At 72.7% G+C, this 19,473-nt stretch carries 16 protein-coding genes; 7 read left to right on the forward strand and 9 right to left on the reverse strand.

What is annotated here, in order from left to right; translation table 11 throughout:
• Positions 1–26: 26 nt before the first annotated feature.
• The 4 genes from ACRRSS_RS35780 (at position 27) to ACRRSS_RS35795 (ending at position 4,461) form a co-directional block, all read left to right on the forward strand.
• Positions 27–884, forward strand: a complete 858-nt coding sequence (locus ACRRSS_RS35780) for an NTP transferase domain-containing protein (RefSeq protein WP_435975097.1) — start codon at positions 27–29, stop codon at positions 882–884.
• On the forward strand, positions 881–2,248 hold the full coding sequence (locus ACRRSS_RS35785; protein WP_435975098.1) for a molybdopterin molybdotransferase MoeA: 1,368 nt from the start codon (positions 881–883) through the stop codon (positions 2,246–2,248). The genes ACRRSS_RS35780 and ACRRSS_RS35785 overlap by 4 nt, the downstream gene beginning before the upstream one ends.
• A complete protein-coding gene (locus ACRRSS_RS35790; RefSeq protein ID WP_435975099.1) occupies positions 2,245–3,330 on the forward strand; it encodes a potassium channel family protein in 1,086 nt (361 codons plus the stop codon). The genes ACRRSS_RS35785 and ACRRSS_RS35790 overlap by 4 nt, the downstream gene beginning before the upstream one ends.
• A 144-nt stretch (positions 3,331–3,474) precedes the next feature.
• Positions 3,475–4,461 (forward strand): NAD(P)H-quinone oxidoreductase, encoded by a 987-nt coding sequence (locus tag ACRRSS_RS35795; protein WP_435975100.1) that lies wholly within the window; start codon positions 3,475–3,477, stop codon positions 4,459–4,461.
• Between the two features lie 135 nt (positions 4,462–4,596).
• Here the strand turns inward: ACRRSS_RS35795 and ACRRSS_RS35800 are convergent, their stop codons facing one another.
• From ACRRSS_RS35800 to ACRRSS_RS35825, 6 genes are all read right to left on the reverse strand, one after another.
• Positions 4,597–5,148, reverse strand: coding sequence for a bacterial proteasome activator family protein (locus ACRRSS_RS35800; RefSeq protein ID WP_435975101.1), 552 nt, complete (start codon positions 5,146–5,148; stop codon positions 4,597–4,599).
• 97 nt (positions 5,149–5,245) lie between these two features.
• On the reverse strand, positions 5,246–8,110 hold the full coding sequence (locus ACRRSS_RS35805) for an FtsX-like permease family protein (RefSeq protein ID WP_435975102.1): 2,865 nt from the start codon (positions 8,108–8,110) through the stop codon (positions 5,246–5,248).
• A complete protein-coding gene (locus ACRRSS_RS35810; RefSeq protein WP_351894877.1) occupies positions 8,107–8,841 on the reverse strand; it encodes an ABC transporter ATP-binding protein in 735 nt (244 codons plus the stop codon). The genes ACRRSS_RS35805 and ACRRSS_RS35810 overlap by 4 nt, the downstream gene beginning before the upstream one ends.
• A gap of 101 nt (positions 8,842–8,942) precedes the next feature.
• A complete protein-coding gene (locus ACRRSS_RS35815) occupies positions 8,943–9,641 on the reverse strand; it encodes a PadR family transcriptional regulator (protein WP_435975103.1) in 699 nt (232 codons plus the stop codon).
• Positions 9,642–9,736: 95 nt separating this feature from the next.
• On the reverse strand, positions 9,737–10,486 hold the full coding sequence (locus ACRRSS_RS35820) for a hypothetical protein (protein WP_435975104.1): 750 nt from the start codon (positions 10,484–10,486) through the stop codon (positions 9,737–9,739).
• A 272-nt stretch (positions 10,487–10,758) separates the two neighbouring features.
• Entirely contained in the window at positions 10,759–12,411 is a 1,653-nt protein-coding gene (locus ACRRSS_RS35825) for a protein kinase domain-containing protein (protein WP_435975105.1), read from the reverse strand.
• Positions 12,412–12,688: 277 nt separating this feature from the next.
• On the opposite strand from ACRRSS_RS35825, the gene ACRRSS_RS35830 reads away from it, so the two are divergent.
• Positions 12,689–14,305 (forward strand): protein kinase domain-containing protein, encoded by a 1,617-nt coding sequence (locus ACRRSS_RS35830; protein ID WP_435975106.1) that lies wholly within the window; start codon positions 12,689–12,691, stop codon positions 14,303–14,305.
• Positions 14,306–14,465: 160 nt separating this feature from the next.
• On the opposite strand, the gene ACRRSS_RS35835 is transcribed toward ACRRSS_RS35830, so the two are convergent.
• The 3 genes from ACRRSS_RS35835 to ACRRSS_RS35845 all read right to left on the reverse strand — a co-directional run bounded on the left by ACRRSS_RS35835 (position 14,466) and on the right by ACRRSS_RS35845 (position 16,926).
• Positions 14,466–15,515 carry a phosphotransferase gene (locus tag ACRRSS_RS35835; RefSeq protein WP_435975514.1) on the reverse strand — a complete coding sequence of 350 codons (1,050 nt, stop codon included), beginning with the start codon at positions 15,513–15,515 and terminating at the stop codon, positions 14,466–14,468.
• Between the two features lie 156 nt (positions 15,516–15,671).
• Positions 15,672–16,124 carry a pyridoxamine 5'-phosphate oxidase family protein gene (locus tag ACRRSS_RS35840; protein WP_435975107.1) on the reverse strand — a complete coding sequence of 151 codons (453 nt, stop codon included), beginning with the start codon at positions 16,122–16,124 and terminating at the stop codon, positions 15,672–15,674.
• 142 nt (positions 16,125–16,266) lie between these two features.
• The gene (locus ACRRSS_RS35845; protein WP_030555738.1) at positions 16,267–16,926 is read right to left on the reverse strand and encodes a response regulator; all 660 of its coding nucleotides are present in this window, start codon (positions 16,924–16,926) and stop codon (positions 16,267–16,269) included.
• Between the two features lie 344 nt (positions 16,927–17,270).
• Between ACRRSS_RS35845 and pdhA the strand changes: the two genes are divergently transcribed.
• Positions 17,271–18,464, forward strand: coding sequence for a pyruvate dehydrogenase (acetyl-transferring) E1 component subunit alpha (gene pdhA / locus ACRRSS_RS35850; RefSeq protein ID WP_351894893.1), 1,194 nt, complete (start codon positions 17,271–17,273; stop codon positions 18,462–18,464).
• Between the two features lie 2 nt (positions 18,465–18,466).
• The gene (locus ACRRSS_RS35855; RefSeq protein ID WP_351894895.1) at positions 18,467–19,447 is read left to right on the forward strand and encodes an alpha-ketoacid dehydrogenase subunit beta; all 981 of its coding nucleotides are present in this window, start codon (positions 18,467–18,469) and stop codon (positions 19,445–19,447) included.
• The last annotated feature ends 26 nt before the right edge of the window (positions 19,448–19,473 follow it).

Consider the following 19,473-nt stretch of genomic DNA (forward strand, 5'->3'; position numbering starts at 1 on the left):
GGAGGACGGCGGCCCATACTGCTGGTGTGACCACCGCACACGACGCCGTCGTACTCGCCGGAGGAGCCGCCGAGCGCCTAGGCGGTGCCGACAAGCCCGGTGTACGGGTCGGAGGCCGGCCGCTCCTCGACCGCGTCCTCTCGGCCTGCCGCGGCGCGGACCGGACCGTGGTCGTCGGCGATCCCCGCCCGACCAGCCGCCCCGTCCGCTGGACCAGGGAGGACCCACCCGGCGGAGGCCCCCTGGCCGCCCTCGGCGCGGGCGTTCGCGAGACCGGGGCCGACGTCCTGCTCGTCCTCTCCGCCGACCTGCCCTTCCTGGACGAGGACACCGTGCGCAGGCTGCTCGGCGCGCTCGCCGAGGACCCCGCGGCCGAGGCCGCCCTCCTCATCGACGCTGACGGGCGGGACCAGCCGCTCGTCGCCGCGTACCGCGGTGCCCCGCTCCGGCGGGAGCTGGAGCTGATCGCCGAGGAACGCGGCACCCTCGCCGGTGGCCCGCTGCGCGTGCTCACCGGTGCCCTGCGTCTCACCCGGGTCGCCGCGGGGCCCCTCGCCTCCTTCGACTGCGACACCTGGGAGGACATCGCCACGGCCCGGGCCCGCATCAGGGAGCATGGGACCGTGCTGGACGAATGGATCACCGCAGTCAAGGACGAACTGGGCATCGAGCTGGACGTCGACACCGGCGTACTGCTGGATCTGGCCCGTGACGCCGCCCATGGAGTGGCTCGGCCTGCCGCGCCCCTGACCACGTTCCTGGTCGGATACGCGGCGGCGAGCGCGAGTGCCGGGGGCGGTGGACCGGAGGCGGTCGCCGAGGCCGCCCGCAAGGCCGCCGCGCTGGCGCAGCGCTGGGCCGCCGAGCAGGACGAGGCCGGATGAGTCTGAAGGAGCCCGCCCCGGTGCCCCGGGGAACCGCCACCGACGCGCGCGCCGAACCGCCGCACCGGGCCACCGCCTGGCCCGAGGCGCGGGCCGTCGCGGCTCGCGCCGGGGACTCCGCGCGGGCCGGCCGCGCGCCGCTCGGCGTCCCGCTCGGGAGGGCCCTCGGCCAGGTCCTGGCCGAACCGCTCCTGGCCCTCACCGATCTGCCGCCCTTCGACACCTCCGCCATGGACGGCTGGGCGGTCGTGGGGCCCGGCCCCTGGACCGTACGCGAGGACGGCGCCGTCCTCGCCGGGCACACGGCCGCGGCCGTCCCGGTCGCCGGTGAGGCCGTACGGATCGCCACCGGCGCCCGCGTCCCGTCCGGGACGACCGCCGTGGTCCGCACCGAGCACGCCCGCACCGAGCACGCCCGCACCGAGCCCTTCCGCGCGGAGCCCGCCGGGACGGAGCCCCCGGTCGCCGGGGGCACCCAGCTGTACGCCCTGCGGGACGTGGTGCCGGGGCAGGACATCCGCCCCCGGGGGCAGGAGTGCCGGACCGGTGACGAGCTGCTGCCCGCGGGCACCGTCGTGAGCCCCGCCGTCCTCGGCCTCGCCGCGGCCGCGGGCTACGACGAGCTCCCCGTACCGCCCCGGCCCCGGGTGGAGATCCTGATCCTCGGCGACGAACTGCTGACGGCGGGCCTCCCCCACGACGGGCTCATCCGTGACGCCCTCGGCCCCATGCTGGGCCCCTGGCTGACGGCGCTCGGCGCTGAAGTCCTCGCCACCCGCCGGATCGGTGACGACGCCGAGGAGCTGTACGCGGCCGTCACCGGCTCCACCGCCGACCTCGTCGTCACGACCGGCGGAACCGCCGCCGGGCCCGTGGACCACCTCCACGGGGTCCTCGACAAGGCGGGCGCCACCCTCCTCGTCGACGGGGTGAAGGTCCGGCCCGGCCACCCGATGCTGCTCGCCCGGCTCGGCGCCGAGCCCACCCGCCCGGGCCACGCCCGCCACCTCGTGGGACTCCCGGGCAACCCGCTCGCGGCCGTCTCGGGCCTGCTCACGCTGGTCGAGCCCCTGCTCGCGGCGGTCTCGGCAGCCGGTACCCCCGCCCCGCTCCGCGTACCCGTCCGGGACGAGGTGCACGGGCACCCGTACGACACGCGACTCGTCCCGGTCGTCCGCCGGGGCGACCTGGCCGTACCCCTGCGTTTCACCGGACCGGCCATGCTCCGTGGCATCGCCGCCGCGGACGGCCTGGCCGTCGTCCCGCCCGGCGGCGCGAGCCCCGGCCAAGACCTGGATGTCCTCGACCTTCCCTGGTCGACGGCAGAGGGGGCCGCACCGGCCCAAGGAGCGTGTTTCACGTGAAACTTCCCAGTCGTGACGTGATGGCCCGCCACGCGGACGAGAAACTCTCCGGTCCCCGGGTCGCACTGCCCCGCCGTGAGGTCGAGCGGCCGCTGCGCCAGGTCGGCAAGCGACTCCTCATGGCGCTCGGCGTCCTCCTCGTGACGATCCTCATCGTCTACATCGACCGCGCCGGGTACCACGACAACGCCAACGGGACGCTCGACTTCCTCGACTGCGCCTACTACGCGACCGTGACGCTCTCCACCACCGGCTACGGCGACATCGTCCCGTACAGCGACTCGGCCCGGCTCGCCAACATCCTGCTGGTCACGCCCCTGCGCGTGCTGTTCCTGATCATCCTGGTCGGCACCACTCTCGAGGTCCTCACCGAGCGGACCCGCGAAGAGTTCCGGCTGAACCGCTGGAGGTCCACCTTGCGCGACCACACCGTCATCGTCGGCTTCGGGACGAAGGGCCGGTCCGCGATCCAGACCCTCTGCGCGACCGGGCTGAGCAAGGAACAGATCGTCATCGTCGACCCCTCCACCAAGGTGATCGAGACGGCGAACGCGGACGGGTTCGTCGGCGTCATCGGCGACGCCACCCGCAGTGACGTGCTGCTCCGCGCCGAGGTGCAGCGGGCCCGGCAGATCGTCATCGCGACCCAGCGCGACGACACGGCCGTCCTGGTCACGCTGACCGCCCGCCAGCTCAACCGGGGCGCCAAGATCGTCGCCGCGGTCCGCGAGGAGGAGAACGCGCCGCTGCTCCGCCAGTCCGGCGCCGACGCGGTCATCACCAGCGCCAGCGCCGCCGGGCGTCTGCTCGGCCTCTCCGTGCTGAGCCCCAGCGCCGGCACCGTCATGGAGGACCTGATCCAGCAGGGCTCCGGCCTCGACCTCGTGGAGCGCCCGGTCACCAAGAGCGAGGCCGGGAAGAGCGTGCGGGAGACGGGGGACCTCGTCGTGAGCGTGCTCCGGGGCCATCGCCTGCTCGGGTACGACGACCCCGCCGCCAGCCCGCTCCAGCCCACCGACCGGGTGATCACCATCGTGCGCGCCGCCCCGGTCACCCCGCTCCGCACGCCGCCGCAGGACTGAGCCCGGAAGGCTGGGCCCGGAGCGCGGGCCCGGAGCGCGGCCCCGGAGGACTGAGCCCGGAGCCCCGGGTCCCGGACGGTCGCCGAGCACCGGCCCCGGGCGGCTGCCGGGTTCCGGGCGGTCGCCGGGAGTAGCCTCGCCGCCATGTATGCGATCACGATTCCGGAACCCGGTGGCCCCGAGGCGCTCGTCTGGGCCGAGGTGCCCGATCCCGTACCCGGCGAGGGCGAGGCCCTCGTCGAGGTGGCGGCGAGCGCCGTCAACCGCGCCGATCTGCTCCAGCGCCAGGGCTTCTACGACCCGCCGCCGGGCAGCTCTCCGTACCCCGGACTGGAGTGTTCGGGCCGGATCGCCGCGCTCGGCCCGGGGGTGTCCGGCTGGTCCGTCGGCGACGAGGTGTGCGCGCTGCTCGCGGGCGGCGGCTACGCGGAGAAGGTCGTGGTCCCGGCCGGTCAGCTCCTCCCCGTACCGGAGGGCGTCGACCTGGCCACGGCCGCCGCGCTTCCCGAGGTCGCCTGCACCGTCTGGTCCAACATCTTCATGATCGCGCACCTGAGGCCGGGCGAGACGCTGCTCGTGCACGGGGGCGCGAGCGGGATCGGCACGATGGCGATCCAGCTGGCGAAGGCGGTCGGGGCCCGGGTCGCGGTCACCGCCGGGGGCCCCGAGAAGCTGGCGCGCTGTGCCGAACTCGGCGCCGACATCCTCATCGACTACCGCGAGCAGGACTTCGTCGAGGAACTGCGCAAGGCGACGGACGGAGCGGGTGCGGACGTCATCCTGGACATCGTCGGCGCCAAGTACCTGGAGCGGAACGTGAAGGCGCTGGCCGTGAACGGCCGGCTCGTCGTCATCGGCCTCCAGGGCGGGGTGAAGGGCGAACTGAACCTCGGGGCGCTCCTCGCGAAGCGAGCGGCCGTCATGGCGACCACGCTGCGGTCCCGCCCGGAGCAGGAGAAGGCGGCCATCGTCGCCGCCGTCCGGGAGCACGTCTGGCCGCTGATCGGCGCGGGCACGGTCCGGCCGGTCGTCGACCGCACGCTGCCGCTGCCGGACGCCGCCGAGGGCCACCGGGCGCTGGAGTCCGGCACCCACGTCGGCAAGGTCCTGCTGCTGGCGCCCCAGGACTGACAGAGCCACCGGACCGCCCAGCCACACCCGGTGGGCCCTCGTCGGGCCCTCACCCACCCCGCACAGCACGGAGGGGCCTGGCACACATCGTGCCGGGCCCCTCCGTCCTTGTTCGCGGTGTTCCGCGCGGCCGTCCTACAGGTAGGGCCCCGAGCGGATCGCGTGGCCGTGGCCGCGGTCGTCGTCGTCATCGTCGTGGGACGCACCCGGGGGCAGCGCCCTGCTGCGCATCTGCTCCAGCTGTGCGCGGGCCGCCATCTGCTGGGCGAAGAGCGCCGTCTGGATGCCGTGGAAGAGGCCCTCCAGCCAGCCCACCAGCTGGGCCTGCGCGATGCGCAGCTCCGCCTCGGAGGGGATCGCCTCGTCCGTGAACGGCAGGGAGAGACGCTCCAGTTCCTCCACCAGCTCGGGCGCGAGCCCGTCCTCCAGCTCCTTCACGGAACTGGCGTGGATGTCCTTCAACCTGACGCGGCTCGCCTCGTCGAGAGGTGCCGCGCGCACTTCCTCCAGGAGCTGTTTGATCATGCTGCCGATCCGCATGACCTTGGCAGGCTGCTCGACCATTTCCGTCACCGGGACCTCGCGGGGTTCGTCGTCGCCCTGAGTGCCGCCGAGCGCCATCCCGTCCTGTCCCACGATGAGGACCTGGGGGCTCTCCTGCGACCTGTCATTCCTCGGCATCTCCATGCCGTCATTCTCTCGCACACATGCGTCACCACGGGGTGTGCCCCTGTACGAGGGTGATCCACCCTCGTACAGGGGCACAGGAAGGCAACGAAGAGCGTCAGGTCGCCGCGCGCCGGGACAGCGCACCGCGCGAGCGGGTCACCAGGGCGGCGAGCAGCGCGGCACCCAGCGGTACGGCGACGAGCAGGCCCGCCAGCGTCTCCCACGGCACGACGATCGGCAGGTGCGGCGCATCCGACACGGTGGCCCAGCCCTGGGCGACGGACTCCTCGTGGTAGCGGATCAGCTGGCGCTCCTCGGTGAGCCGCAGGCCCATCGCGGGCAGCAGACCCGCGCCCGAGCCGAGGATCACACCCATCGCGGCGACGACTCCGCACTGGAAGCCGCTGAGCGTACGGCGGACCCGGGGCGGAGCGCCCACGGCGGCGAGCGTCTTCAGGTCGGCCTCGGCGTCGGCCTGGGCGAGGCCCGTGGCGATACCGGCCGCGCCGATGGTGACCAGACCCGCGAAGACGGCGAGCGACAGCAGGATGATGCTGTTGTCGTTGACGAAACCTTCCTCCACGTGGAGTTCGACGCTGCTGCCGAGCTTGACGAGCTCACCGTCGAGCCTCTGGCGCGCCTCGCTGTCCGGCAGCCGGTCGGTGCTCGCGTACGCGCCGAACGGTGTGGTGATGAGGCCGGCGGCCTTGGCGGTGGCCGGGGTCATCAGGGCCTGGACGCCGTAGGTCTCCGGGCTGCCGGGCACGCGGTAGGCGGGCACGGAGCTGACCTTGCCGGGTGCCGGGCGGCCTTCCTCCATGGCCTTGTCGGCGGCGACCGTGTCGGTGATCTGGCGGATCCCGATGGTGCCGTTCTTGTCGATCTGGGCGCGGCTGAAGCTGACGATCTTCCCCTCGGCCAGGGCCTTCACCGCTCCCGCGTCCTCGATGCCGAGGACCGTGAGGAGCTTGGCGTCGCCGACCAGCAGACCGCCGTCGACGTAGAGCCCGCCGGGGTTCGACGACTGCTCGCAGCGCCAGTCGTCGGCGAGCATCTTCCGCCGCTGCTCGGGGGTGAACCGCTCGGAGGGGTCACCGCCGCCGGGCACGGACGCGTGGAGGGGGCACTCGTGCGCCGGGGGGATGACGACCTCGTAGCGGCCGCATCCGGGCACGGTGGACCACGGCTCGCAGCCGGGCTTGCCGACCGTGACGCGCTCGACATCGGCGCGGACGTCGACCGGGAGGAAGCGCTGGATCGCCTCGCGGACCGCGGGGACGTCCCGGCCGCCCTCCTCCATGACGAAGGCGGAGACCGCCCCGTACGGCAGCTGCGCCTGGTACTCGGCCCTGTACTGGGCCTCACTGCTGGCCATGTACGTGGAGACGGCGACCGTTCCCGCGACGGCGGCGAGGACGGCGGCGACGGCGGGGGCCGTACGGCCCCGGTTGCGCACGGCGTCGCGCAGCGCGAGTCGCGGCGACAGCGGCAGCCAGCGACCGCTCCGCCCGAACAGGCCCACGAGGGCCGGCGTCATGGCGACGACGCCCAGCTCGGCGATGGCGGAGCCGCCCGCGACGATGACGAACTGCTCGCTGACCATGGAGCCGAAGAGCGCGATGGCGCCGCCGATCAGGACGGCCGCGAGGCCGACGAGAGGCAGGACCCGGCTGCTGCGGCGGATTCCCCGCCGACCGGTCAGCGAGGCGAGGACGGTCTGCCGCGAGGCGGTGATGGCCGGGACGATCGCGGCGAGCAGGCCGGTCACCACGGCGAGCAGCGCGATGCCGAGGATCTCCAGCGGCCGGATGTCGAAGGCGCCGAACCGCTGCCCCATGACGTCCTCCAGGACCGGCTGGAGAGCCAGGGTGAGGACCAGGGCGAGGACCGTTCCGATGACGGCGGCGGCGACACCGATGACCAGACCACCGCTCAGCACGATGGCGCGGATGTGGCTGCGGGCACCGCCGTTGGCGCCGACGAGACCGAGCTGGCGCCGCGAGCGACGGGCGCCGACCGCGAAGGCGGGTCCGGCGAGCAGGCAGATCTCCAGCATCGCCAGGCCGACGACCGTGCCGACGGCGGCGAGTGCGGCGGCGTCGGCCGCCGGGCTGGACGTGTAGTCGCCCCAGCCGTCCTTCTGGTAGAGCGGGACCTCCGACTTGGCCGGCGGGTCGAGGAGGACGGCACGCGAAGTGACGACCACACCCTTGGTGTTGATCTCCTGGACCATGTTCCACGTGAAACCACCGGGCTTGCGCACCAGGTACGTGGTGGAGATGCCGGGCTCCTGCAGACCGGCCTTCTCGACGGCCTTCGCGTACGGCGCGAGGAAGGCTCCGGGCAGCGCGTTGACCTGGTCGGCCTTGAGCGCGTCGGGAATCTCGTAGGAGCCGACGATCCGGTACGGACGTTCGAAGTTGCGGGCGGAAAGGGTGGAGCCGACCTTCAGACCACTGGTCTCCAGGAAGTGCGAGGTCGCCACGACCTCGTCGTTCTTCTCCGGGAAACGCCCCTCCAGGAGCGTCATGATGCCGCGCGAGACCGGATCGGCCGCCTTGAGCTCACGGACCTCGGTCGAGAGCAGACCGTGAGCCGTCGTCAGCTTGGCGGTACCGGTGCTGTCCGTGAGGACGGTGGAACCCGCGGGGAAGACCTTGGTGACATCGGTGGAGCCGCTCGGCCAGGGCGAGTCCCCGTAGTCCTTGGCCGGCGTGTTCATCTCGCCCTGCGGGTCCTGGAAGATCGGCACCCCGCCGTAACCGGGGTCCTGGAACCGGGCGTCGGCCGCTCCGATCGTGCGGTCCGCCCGCTCGGCGGGGGACAGCTCGGAGCTGCGGAAGGTCAGGTCGAAGGCGCTGACGCCCATGATCGGCAGGGCGATCATGGCCAGGACGAGGGCGCTGCGGCCCTTGGAACGCCAGGCATCGCGGCGGGCGATGCGGATCGCGGCCCGCCAGGAGTGGAACCAGGTCTTCACGCCTCCGCCACCTGGCCCGACAGCAGGGAATCGGCCTCGCTGCGCACGGTCTGGTCGACGATGGCGCCGTCCCGCAGGAAGACGACCCGGTCGGCCCAGGCTGCGAACCGCGGCTCGTGGGTGACGAGGACACCGGCGGCACCGGCGTCGCAGCGGGTGCGGAGCAGGGCTAGCACGGACTCACCGGTCTCGGAGTCGAGGGCACCGGTCGGCTCGTCGGCGAGGACCAGCCGGCGGTCGCCGACGAGGGCGCGGGCGATGGCCACGCGCTGCTGCTGTCCGCCGGACATCTCGTCGGGGAAACGGTCGGCGAGGTGGCCGAGTCCCATCTCCTCCAGGGCCTTGAGAGCCTCGACGCGCGCCTTGCGGGCGGAGGTCCCGTCCAGCTCGCGGGGCAGGGCCACGTTCTCGGCGGCGGTGAGGGCCGGGATGAGGTTGTAGTCCTGGAAGACGTAGCCGATGCTGCGGCGGCGCAGGGCCGCGAGCTCCTTGACGCTCGCGGTGGTGATGTCGGTGTCCTCGACGATCACGTGGCCCGAGGTGGGGGTGTCGAGGCCGCCCGCGATGGTGAGGAGCGTCGACTTGCCGGAGCCGGACGGGCCCATGACGGCGACGAGTTCACCGGGGTACACGGCGAGGTCGATGCCGCGCAGGGCATGCACCTCGGTGGCGCCCGCGCCGTGGACGCGGGTCAGGTTCTGGAGTTGCAGCACGGGCTGCTGTGCGGACATGAGGGGTCCCCCCTTGGACGTACGCGGCGGACGGCCGGGTACGCGAGCGAGCGGTGGAAAGGTGGTGCGTCAGCGGTACGGGTGGGGCGCGACCGTGCGGGTCAGCGCGCTCCGGCCACGGGTGGGGCGGCCTCGGCCGCCGACGGGGCCGGTTCGGTTCGAGGTGCCGGTTCGGTGCGGGCCGACGTCGCGGCCGGCGGGGCCGAAGGGCCCGACGTGGTCCCCGCGTCGGCGGCGGCGCCGGTGTGGGTGGCCGTCGTGGAGAGGCGGATCAGCCGGGCCTCGCAGTGGTCGAGCCAGCGTGCCTCGGCCTCGGTCTGGAAGATCAGCTGCTCCAGGACGAGCAGCCAGGCCACGTCGTCCCGTTCCCGGGCCCCGCCGTTCTCGACGGCTGCGAGCGCCTGGGCCTTGAGGCGGGTGTAGTCCTGCATCGCCTTCACGGTGTGCCGACGCTGGGACTGGATGACGTTGCGGATGTCGACGCCGGTGGCGCCCACGGCCATGGCGAGCTTGATGGCGAGCTCGTCACGGGCGGGGCTGGTGCGGTCCACCGGCTTCTCGAACCAGGTCCTGAGCTCGGCGCGGCCACTGTCGGTGATCGCGTAGAGCGCGTGTCCCGCCGTGTCCTCGCCGTCCTGCGCGACCATGCCGTCCCGCTCGAGACGGCTCAGGGTCGTGTAGACCTGGCCGACGTTGAGCGGCCAGGTGGAACCGGTGCGGGACTCGAACTCCGTACGGAGCTGAGAGCCGTACCGAGGGCCGCGTTCGAGGAGGGCGAGAAGCCCGTGACGGATCGACATACTCAGTATGTATACCGGGTATGCCCTGGCGGACAACCGTCCTGAGGGGGAAGCGGCAGGTCCGTCTCAAGGGGGACCCGGGCGTTCCGGAAGGCTCAGCGACGCCGCATCCGGAGTCCCAGAAATCCGATGCCGAGCCCCATCAGGGCCAGCCCCACCCCCAGGGTGAGCACCGGAATCCGCTGGTCGACGAGGGCGGGCACGGCTTCCGTCGCCCTGCGCGGCGCGGCGGCCGGCCGGCTGGCGGGCGCCACCTCCGGCAGGGCGGCCTCCTCCTCGGGTACCGCCTCGGGCTCCTCCTCGACCTCCTCGGGGGAGTCCGGCTCTGTTGCAGTTTCGGTACGAGAGGCGTCGGGAGACGGCTCCGTGGCGCTCGCCGAGGCGGTCGGCGGCTCGGTGCGTCCGGGCCGGGGCCGTCCCTCACCGGCCGGCCGTCCCGCGAGGGAGGCGGAGCCGTCGGGGGTGGGCGCGTCGGTGGGCTCGGCACGCGAGGCGGTGGGGGAGGGCGCCGCCCCGGTGCCGGTGGGCGCGGGAGCCGGGGGCGCGGGTGTGGCGGAGGAGGAAGAGGCGCGCGGCGGTGTGACGGTCGTGGCGGGCACGGAGGGGGAGGTGGCCGGAGTGGCCGATGCGGTGGGTGGGGCCGAGATGGGGGTCGCCGTCACCGTCGCCGTCGGACGGGTGCCGACGGGCGTGGGCGTCGCCGCCGTGCTGCCGACCGTCGCCGTCCCGGGTGCCTCGGCCCCGTTCGCGAGGGGTGTGGCGTACAGGGCACACGCGCAGGCGAACACGCAGGTGAGCGCGGGGCCGAGAGCCCGCGCCCGTGCCCTGCGGAATGCTGGAGTCACCGGGTGACCCCCCTCCCGTACCGAGCCGCCGAGATGGTGAACTCAGCGTCACATGGCAGGACAATTCCGGCATCTGGGACGGTGGCACCAGGCGTACAAGGGTGTGGCGCCGGGCGTATCGAGGTGTAAGGAGGCGTCAGCGAGCGTCCGTGCCCGTGCGTCGGCCCGCCCCGTCCCCAGTGCGCGCCGGCCCAGCCCCGTACCTAATGCGGCGGGTTGCCCGTACCGACTGCGCCGGCCCGCCCCTCTCCACCGCGCCGGGGCGCTCGTCCCTACTGCGGCGGGTTGCCCGTCGAGATCTTGAGGGTGAAGTCGGCGTCCTTGTCGGTGATGTCCTCACCGGCCGGCGGGTACTGCTCCAGCACTGTGCCCTCGCCGTACGTTGCCTCGTCGACCGGGGTCTGGGTCTTGATCTTCCAGCCGGCGGCCTGCACGCACGCCTTCACCGACTGGATGTTCTTGTACGTGAAGTTGGGTACCTCGAACTTCTCGGGGTCGTCGCTCGACTCCTTAGGCTCGCTGCACTTCTTCGGGTCGATGGTCTTGGTCAGGTCGGGACCCCTGTGGCCGGGCGCCGCCGTCTGGCTCTGCTGCGTGTCCGTGCCGCCGGTGCCGTTCGCCTCGGTACCCGGGTCGTCCTCGCGGTTGAGCACCAGGACCAGGCCGCCGATCGCGAGCAGCGCGGCGACGACGGCGCCCGCGATCATCGGAGTGTTCCGCCGCGAACCGCCGCCCGCCGGAGCGGGCGCGTGCGTCTGGGCGTACGGCGCGGGGGTCTGCGCCTGGTACGACACCGGAGCGGGGGTCGGGTGCTGGTACGCCATCGGCGCGGGCGTCGGCGCCTGCTGCGGGTAGCCGTAGGACGGGGCGGGCGCGGGGGTCGCGTGGCCGTACGGCCCCGGCTGCGGGGTCGGCGGCTGGTAGGGCTGGTGCACGCCGTGGGGGCCGGGCGGCGGGGTTGTGCCGACGGGCGGGAAGACCGCGGAGCCGACGCCCGCGCCGCTGCTCACCGGACCGCCCTGGATGATCACCGGGGCACCGGTCTGGCCGGCGGAGAGCACCCGCAGGCACTCGTCGCGCATCGCCGCCGCGCTCGGGAACCGCTCGTTCGGGTTCTTTCGCAGCGCGCGGGCGACGAGCGCGTCCATCGCCGGCGTCACCGAACGGTTGACGGAGGACGGGGCGACCGGCTCCTCCTGCACGTGCGCGTACGCGATGGCCAGCGGGGAGTCCGCGTCGAAGGGCAGCCGGCCCGTCAGCAGCTGGAAGAGCATGATGCCGACCGAGTAGAGGTCGGAGCGGGCGTCCACCGGGCGCCCGAGGGCCTGCTCGGGGGAGAGGTACTGCGGGGTGCCGACGACCATGCCGGTCTGCGTCATCGACGTGACCCCGGACTGCATGGCCCGCGCGATGCCGAAGTCCATGACCTTGACCACGCCGCGCTTGGTCGTCATCACGTTGCCGGGCTTGATGTCGCGGTGGACCAGGCCCATCTCGTGGCTGACCTCGAGGGCGGCGAGCACGTCGGACGTGACCCTCAGCGCCTTGTCGGCCGGCATCGCGCCGTACTGCTGGATGTCGGCGGCGAGGACCGAGCCGAGCGGCTGCCCCTCCACGTACTCCATGACGATGTACGGCATGACGGAGCCGTCGAGGTTGTCCTCGCCGGTGTCGAAGACCGAGACGATGTTGGTGTGCGACAGCTTCGCGACCGCCTGCGCCTCACGGCGGAACCGCTCGCGGAAGGACTGCTCACGGCCGAGCTCGGTGTGCAGCGTCTTGATGGCGACCTGCCGGTCGAGCGCGCTGTCGTAGGCCAGGTACACCGACGCCATGCCGCCCTCGCCGAGAAGGTCGCGCAGCTGGTACCGGCCGCCCGCGACCGAACCGCCCGCATAGCGGCCCTGTGCGCCGTCCTGGCTCATCTGTGCTTCCCCCATTACGCGCGCGTGGCAGCGTTGATCCGGATTTTCCTGGCCAAGTCTGCCCGAGGGCAGTGACACGTCAAGCCGGGTGCCCGTTCCGTGACCCTCCGCACAGGAAGCTCCCCCGTGGCGTTCACGAAGTGACGGAGGAATCCCATCGAATTTGCACAGGTGTACATGGAAGGGGTTGGATGGCCGGTCCATCTCGGACCGTGATGTCGTACGGAGCCTGTAGCGTGACGACTGGACACGGCACGACAGACGACGGCGAGGACTGATGGCACCCGAATCCGGAGCAGGCGGAGGTGTGCCGGACGCGTCGGCGGAGTCCTGGGGCGTCGGCGGCGTCGTCGGCGACGGCCGCTACCGGCTGACGCACCGTCTGGGTCGCGGCGGCATGGCGGAGGTGTTCGCCGCGGAGGACGTGCGCCTCGGGCGCACCGTCGCCGTCAAGCTCCTCCGCGCGGATCTCGCCGAGGACCCGGTCTCCAAGGCCCGCTTCACCCGCGAGGCACAGTCCGTCGCCGGGCTCAACCACCACGCCATCGTCGCCGTGTACGACTCCGGCGAGGACATCGTGGCCGGCCGGCCCGTGCCGTACATCGTGATGGAGCTGGTCGAGGGCCGCACCATCCGCGACCTGCTGCTCAGCGCCGAGGCGCCCGGGCCCGAGCAGGCGCTCATCATCGTCTCCGGCGTCCTGGAGGCGCTGGCCTACTCGCACCAGCACGGCATCGTGCACCGCGACATCAAGCCGGCGAACGTGATCATCACCCACGGCGGCGCCGTCAAGGTCATGGACTTCGGCATCGCCCGTGCCCTGCACGGCGCGCAGTCGACGATGACGCAGACCGGCATGGTCATGGGCACCCCGCAGTACCTCTCCCCCGAGCAGGCGCTCGGCAAGGCCGTCGACCACCGCTCCGACCTGTACGCGACGGGCTGCCTCCTCTACGAACTCCTCGCGCTGCGGCCCCCGTTCACCGGCGAGACCCCGCTGTCCGTCGTGTACCAGCACGTCCAGGACGCGCCGATCCCGCCGTCCGACGTCACGCAGTCCGTGCCGCCGGAGCTCGACGGCCTGGTGATGCGCTCCCTCGCGAAGGACCCGGACGACCGGTTCCAGAGCGCCGAGGAGATGCGCGGCCTCATCCAGTACGGCCTCCAGATGCTCCAGCAGCAGGGCGGCCACACCGGCACGTGGAACACCGGGCCGGTCGAGATGCACGAGGGCGGGCACACCCCGGTCGGTGGCATGGCCGCGACGACCGCGATGGGCCACCCCATGCACGGGGAGACCGCGCAGGGCCCGATCCTTCCCCCGCGGAACCCGGACGACGGTGGCGTCGGCGGGTACGGCGGTGCGGGCGGCAACGGCGGCTACGGCCAGGACGGCTCGTACGGCGGCCAGGACGGGAACGGCCGCCGCGGCAAGGTGTGGCTCTTCGCCGCGCTCGCCGTGATCGCGGTCGTCGCCGGCGTCGTCTTCGCCCTCGACAAGGCGGGCCAGAACGACGGGAACACGGGCGGCACGACGCCGACCGTCAGCAACTCGCCGTCCACCGCCTCCGAGAAGCCCACACCGTCCGAGGAGCCCTCCGAAGAGCCCACGCGAGACCCGGGCACCTCGGACGGCGGCTCCACCCAGGCACCGTGGACGCCCCCGCCCACGACCCCGCCGCCGACCGACCCGCCGACGTCGGCCGACCCCACGGGCGAGCCGACGAGGACGACCGAGCCGCCCACCGATCCGGCCACCGAGCCGACGGAGCCGACGGACCCGCCGACGGAGCCCACGGGCACGACGACGACGGCGCCGCCCACGGACCCCACCGGGGGTAACAACGGCGACCCGGACACTCCTCCGACGGGCAACGACGCCGAGACGGGCTGACCCCGTGGCCGGGCCGGGCCGACCCCGTGGCCGGGCCGGGCCGAGCAGGGGCGAGACCGGCCTCAGCTCCCGGCCGACCAGGGGCGATACCGGCCTCAGCTCCCGGCCGAGCAGGGTCGCCTGGGCCTCAGCTCCCGGCCGACCAGGGGCGGTACGGGCCTCAGCCCGCGAACGCGTCGCGTACCGCCTCGTACTCACGCGTCCACCAGACCGCCAGGGCCGACACCGCGGGGAACTGCGGGTCGGCCCTTCGGTCGTGCAGCTGGTAGCGCCAGCGAAGGGTCCAGAAGTCGTTGAGCCGCTCCCACCACACCCGGTGCGCCGCCGCCGCCAGCTCGGCGCGGTCGGCGCCCGTCGCCCGCCGGTACGCGCGCGCGTAGGCCCGCACCTTCTCCAGGGCGAGCTCACCCCCCGGCCGTACGAAGAAGATGGCGGCCGCCCTGACCGCCTCCTCGGCCCTCGGGCGGAGCCCGAGCCGGTCCCAGTCGACGATCGCGGCGGGCTCCGCGCCCCGGTAGAGCAGGTTCAGCGGGTGGAAGTCGCCGTGCACCCAGCCCGCCGCCGCGGCGGGCGGCGGCCGGTGGTGCGCGTGCTGGGCGAGCAGCCGGCGCCGCTCCCTGAGCCGGTGCTCGGCGAGCGCGTCGAAGCTGTCGCGGGGGCGGTGCGCGCGGGCGAGGCGGATCAGTTCATCGATGGCCCGGAAGGTGTCCAGGAGGTCGGCGCTCGCGCAGACGCCGTCGTCGGCGGTTCCGGGGGTGCCGTTCGGCCCCGAGGGCTCCATCACCCGGTCCAGGGCGGTGTGGACCTGCCCGAGGAGGGTGCCGAGGCGTCGGGAGCAGCCGGTGGAGAGCTGGGTGCCGTCACGGTGGCGGCCGTCGATCCAGGGGTGCAGGGCGTAGCAGTGGCCGTCGACGACGGCGACCGTGCGGCCCCTGGCATCGGGCAGCGGCGGGGCGACGGGCAGCCCGAGGGCGTGCAGCCGCTGGGTGGCGCGGTGCTGGCGGGTGATGGTGGCGCGGTCGGCGGTGGGGGCGTCCAGGTGCTGCTTGAGGAAGTAGGTGCCACGGGTGGTGGAGAGGCGGAAGCCGCGGTTGAGCAGCCCCTCGGTGACGGGCACGCAGGAGAGCGGCTCTCCGGCGTGCCGGTGGCGGCGCAGCAGGGCGCCGACGGGCGGCGCGGGCGGTGCACCGACGGGCCGGGCGGGCGGCACGGGCCGGGCTCCGAGGGGCCGGGCGGGCGGCGCGGGCCGGGCGGCGGAGATCCGGGTGGCCGGGGCGGGCCGGGCGGCAGCACCCCGGAGGACGCCGGGTGGGGCGTCTGGCGGGGTGAGCGTTTCAGATGAGCGCGGCACCCGCCAGATGTTAGATCACGCTACGTGGTGGAGGTGTCGCCGGACGGAGTGGGGGGCGAGCCGGGTCGCCGGGGTCTCGCTCGCGTAGTCGAGCGCGTGCACCGTCACGAACTGCGGTTCGATCCGCATGTAGACCGGGCTGAAGGGCTCGCCGTCCACCAGCTCCGGCTCGGTGCCGAAGGCCGCGAGCTCCTCGTCGGTGGGCTCGACGATCTCGGCGGTGCCGGTGAACTGCACCGACCAGAGGTGCTCGGAGCCGGAGTTGAAGTTGTCCGCGCCGTAGGCGACGACGCTGCCGTTGCAGGCGCGGTGGTAGCCGAGCCCCCGGTGCAGCCGGAGCAGGACGCGGTTGTCGGACACGATGTGCCGGGCGGGGGCGACGAACGGCATCGCTCGCATGCTCGTCGCCACGCGGCCGTACGACACGCGGCCGAGCAACTCGATGGCGCGGATCTCCTCGGTGGACATGGCTTCCACTCTCCGCCACCGGCACCCTGTCGGAAAAGGGGCCCCTGCCCCGGTTTCGCGGGGACGTAGGTCCCGAAACGGTGCCGTCGGCCGCGCTCTGGCCCGTACGGGTGAGGCACGGGCTCGCGGCTCCGGGGTGGCGTCAGTGGCGTTCCGCCTGGAGGCGCGCCACGTACGCCGCGGCCTGCGAGCGCCGCTCCATGCCCAGTTTCGACAGGAGGCTGGAGACGTAGTTCTTGATGGTCTTCTCCGCGAGGTGGAGCCGCTCGCCGATGACCCGGTTGGTCAGGCCCTCGCCGATCAGGTCCAGGATCTTGCGCTCCTGCTCCGTCAGGTTCGCGAGCTTGTCGTCCCTCTTCGGGTTGTTGCCGTCGCGCAGCCGCTCCAGGACGCGGGCCGTCGCCACCGGGTCGAGGAGCGACTTGCCGGCCGCCACGTCCCGCACCGCGTTCAGCAGCTCGTTGCCCCTGATGGCCTTGAGGACGTACCCCGAGGCCCCGGCCATGATCGCGTCGAAGAGCGCCTCGTCATCCGCGTACGAGGTCAGCATCAGACATTTGATGTCCTCGTCCCGCGAACGGATCTCGCGGCAGACCTCGACCCCGCTGCCGTCCGGCAGCCGGACGTCGAGCACCGCGACGTCGGGACGGGTCGCAGGGATCCTGACCAGCGCGTCCGCCGCCGTGCCGGCCTCTCCGACCACCTCGATGTCGTCCTCCACGGAGAGCAGCTCGTGGACGCCGCGCCGGACGACTTCGTGGTCGTCCAGCAGAAATACCCGGATTTTTCCTTCTTCGCGCACGCAGTCAGTCTCACATATTGGCTCTTCCCGCGCCCGGGGTGCGCGGGATAACGTGCCGCATGTTCCGGCGGCCCTCACGGCCGTTGCCCAACGCGCTGACCAGCCGCTGTTCCCGCTTTTCTCGATTTACTTGGAAATCCAAGCAAAATCGCAGGTCAAGTGGGGTTTCGCGGGAATGCCACGCTGTGGGTAACGTGCCTATGACAGGGCGCTCGCCGGGGCACCTGTCACGCCCGACCCCGGCCGCGTCGCACCCACCCCGTGCGAAGGGTACGGATAAGGCGGAGAGCCGCACTGGCCTTGCCCGGCGAACCCGGGGGCCGGACCGACGGAGGAGCACGCACGTGACCGTGGAGAGCACTGCAGCGCGCAAGACGACGCGACGCAGCAGCGGCACCAAGCGCACCGCAAGCGCGAGCACCAGCACCACCAAGAAGACGAGCACGCGCGCCGAGGCGGGAGCGACGGAGCCCGAGCTCGTCCAGCTGCTGACGCCCGAGGGAGAGCGCGTCCAGCACCCCGATTACGACATCGACCTGAGCGCCGAGGAGCTGCGCGGCCTCTACCGCGACATGGTCCTCACCCGTCGTTTCGACGCCGAGGCCACCTCGCTGCAGCGCCAGGGCGAGCTGGGCCTGTGGGCCTCGCTGCTCGGCCAGGAGGCGGCCCAGATCGGTTCCGGCAGGGCCCTGCGGGACGACGACTACGTCTTTCCCACCTATCGCGAACACGGTGTCGCGTGGGTCCGTGGTGTCGACCCGACGAATCTGCTGGGAATGTTCCGCGGTGTGAACCACGGTGGCTGGGATCCCAACAGCAACAATTTCCACCTGTACACGATCGTCATCGGCTCCCAGACCCTGCACGCCACGGGTTACGCGATGGGTATCGCCAAGGACGGCGCGGATTCCGCCGTGATCGCGTACTTCGGTGACGGAGCGTCCAGCCAGGGCGACGTGAACGAGGCGTTCACGTTCTCCGCGGTCTACAACGCCCCCGTCGTGTTCTTCTGCCAGAACAACCAGTGGGCGATCTCCGAGCCCACCGAGAGGCAGACCCGCGTCCCGCTCTACCAGCGCGCCCGAGGCTTCGGCTTCCCCGGCGTCCGGGTCGACGGCAACGACGTCCTGGCCTGCCTCGCGGTGACCCGCTCCGCCCTGGAGCGAGCCCGCCGCGGCGAGGGCCCGACCCTCGTCGAGGCCTTCACCTACCGCATGGGTGCCCACACCACCTCCGACGACCCGACGAAGTACCGCCGGGACGAGGAGCGGGAGGCCTGGGAGGCCAAGGACCCGATCCTGCGCCTCAAGGCGTACCTGGAGCGCGAGGGCCACGCCGACGCCGCCTTCTTCGAGGAGCTCGAGGTGGAGAGCGAGGCGCTCGGCAAGCGTGTCCGTGAGGGCGTGCGCAACATGCCCGACCCGGACGACATGGCGATCTTCGAGAACGTCTACGCGGACGGGCACGCGCTCGTCGACGAGGAGCGCGCGCAGTTCGCCGCCTACCAGGCGTCCTTCGCGGATGGCGAGGTCAAGTAACCATGGCTGCACAGAAGCTTCCCCTCGCCAAGGCGCTCAACGAGTCGCTCCGCAAGGCGCTGGAGACCGACCCCAAGGTCCTCATCATGGGTGAGGACGTCGGCAAGCTCGGCGGCGTCTTCCGCGTCACCGACGGTCTGCAGAAGGACTTCGGCGAGGACCGGGTGATCGACACCCCGCTCGCCGAGTCCGGCATCGTCGGCACCGCGATCGGTCTCGCCCTGCGCGGCTACCGGCCGGTCGTCGAGATCCAGTTCGACGGTTTCGTCTTCCCCGCGTACGACCAGATCGTCACGCAGCTCGCCAAGATGCACGCCCGTGCGCTCGGCAAGGTCAAGATGCCCGTCGTCATCCGCATCCCGTACGGCGGCGGCATCGGCGCGGTCGAGCACCACTCCGAGTCCCCCGAGGCGCTCTTCGCGCACGTCCCGGGCCTCAAGGTCGTCTCGCCGTCCAACTCCTCGGACGCCTACTGGATGCTCCAGCAGGCCATCCAGAGCGACGACCCGGTCATCTTCTTCGAGCCCAAGCGCCGCTACTGGGACAAGGGCGAGGTCGACACCGAGGCCATCCCCGGCGAGCTCCACAAGGCCCGGGTGGCGCGCGAGGGCACCGCCCTCACGCTGGCCGCCTACGGCCCGATGGTGAAGGTCTGCCTGGAGGCCGCCGCGGCCGCCGAGGAGGAGGGCAGGTCGATCGAGGTCCTGGACCTCCGCTCGATGTCCCCGATCGACTTCGACGCCATCCAGCGGTCGGTCGAGAAGACCCGCCGCCTCGTCGTCGTCCACGAGGCCCCGGTGTTCTACGGTTCCGGCGCGGAGATCGCCGCCCGGATCACGGAGCGCTGCTTCTACCACCTGGAGGCCCCCGTCCTGCGGGTCGGCGGCTACCACGCGCCGTACCCGCCGGCGCGCCTGGAGGAGGAGTACCTGCCGGGTCTCGACCGCGTGCTCGACGCCGTCGACCGCTCGCTGGCGTACTGAGGAGAGCACCGTGACGATCCGCGAAT

Origin of the sequence: Streptomyces sp. Qhu_M48, assembly GCF_051305195.1 — a bacterium.
Lineage (GTDB): Bacteria > Actinomycetota > Actinomycetes > Streptomycetales > Streptomycetaceae > Streptomyces.

Bases quoted from the DNA above. Each gene is read 5' to 3' on its own strand.
- ACRRSS_RS35785 (WP_435975098.1), top strand. From the start codon at position 881: ATGAGTCTGAAGGAGCCCGCCCCGGTGCCCCGGGGAACCGCCACCGAC.
- ACRRSS_RS35795 (WP_435975100.1), top strand. From the start codon at position 3,475: ATGTATGCGATCACGATTCCGGAACCCGGTGGCCCCGAGGCGCTCGTC.
- ACRRSS_RS35800 (WP_435975101.1), bottom strand. From the start codon at position 5,148: ATGGAGATGCCGAGGAATGACAGGTCGCAGGAGAGCCCCCAGGTCCTC.
- ACRRSS_RS35810 (WP_351894877.1), bottom strand. From the start codon at position 8,841: ATGTCCGCACAGCAGCCCGTGCTGCAACTCCAGAACCTGACCCGCGTC.
- ACRRSS_RS35815 (WP_435975103.1), bottom strand. From the start codon at position 9,641: ATGTCGATCCGTCACGGGCTTCTCGCCCTCCTCGAACGCGGCCCTCGG.
- ACRRSS_RS35825 (WP_435975105.1), bottom strand. From the start codon at position 12,411: ATGAGCCAGGACGGCGCACAGGGCCGCTATGCGGGCGGTTCGGTCGCG.
- ACRRSS_RS35830 (WP_435975106.1), top strand. From the start codon at position 12,689: ATGGCACCCGAATCCGGAGCAGGCGGAGGTGTGCCGGACGCGTCGGCG.
- ACRRSS_RS35840 (WP_435975107.1), bottom strand. From the start codon at position 16,124: ATGTCCACCGAGGAGATCCGCGCCATCGAGTTGCTCGGCCGCGTGTCG.
- ACRRSS_RS35855 (WP_351894895.1), top strand. From the start codon at position 18,467: ATGGCTGCACAGAAGCTTCCCCTCGCCAAGGCGCTCAACGAGTCGCTC.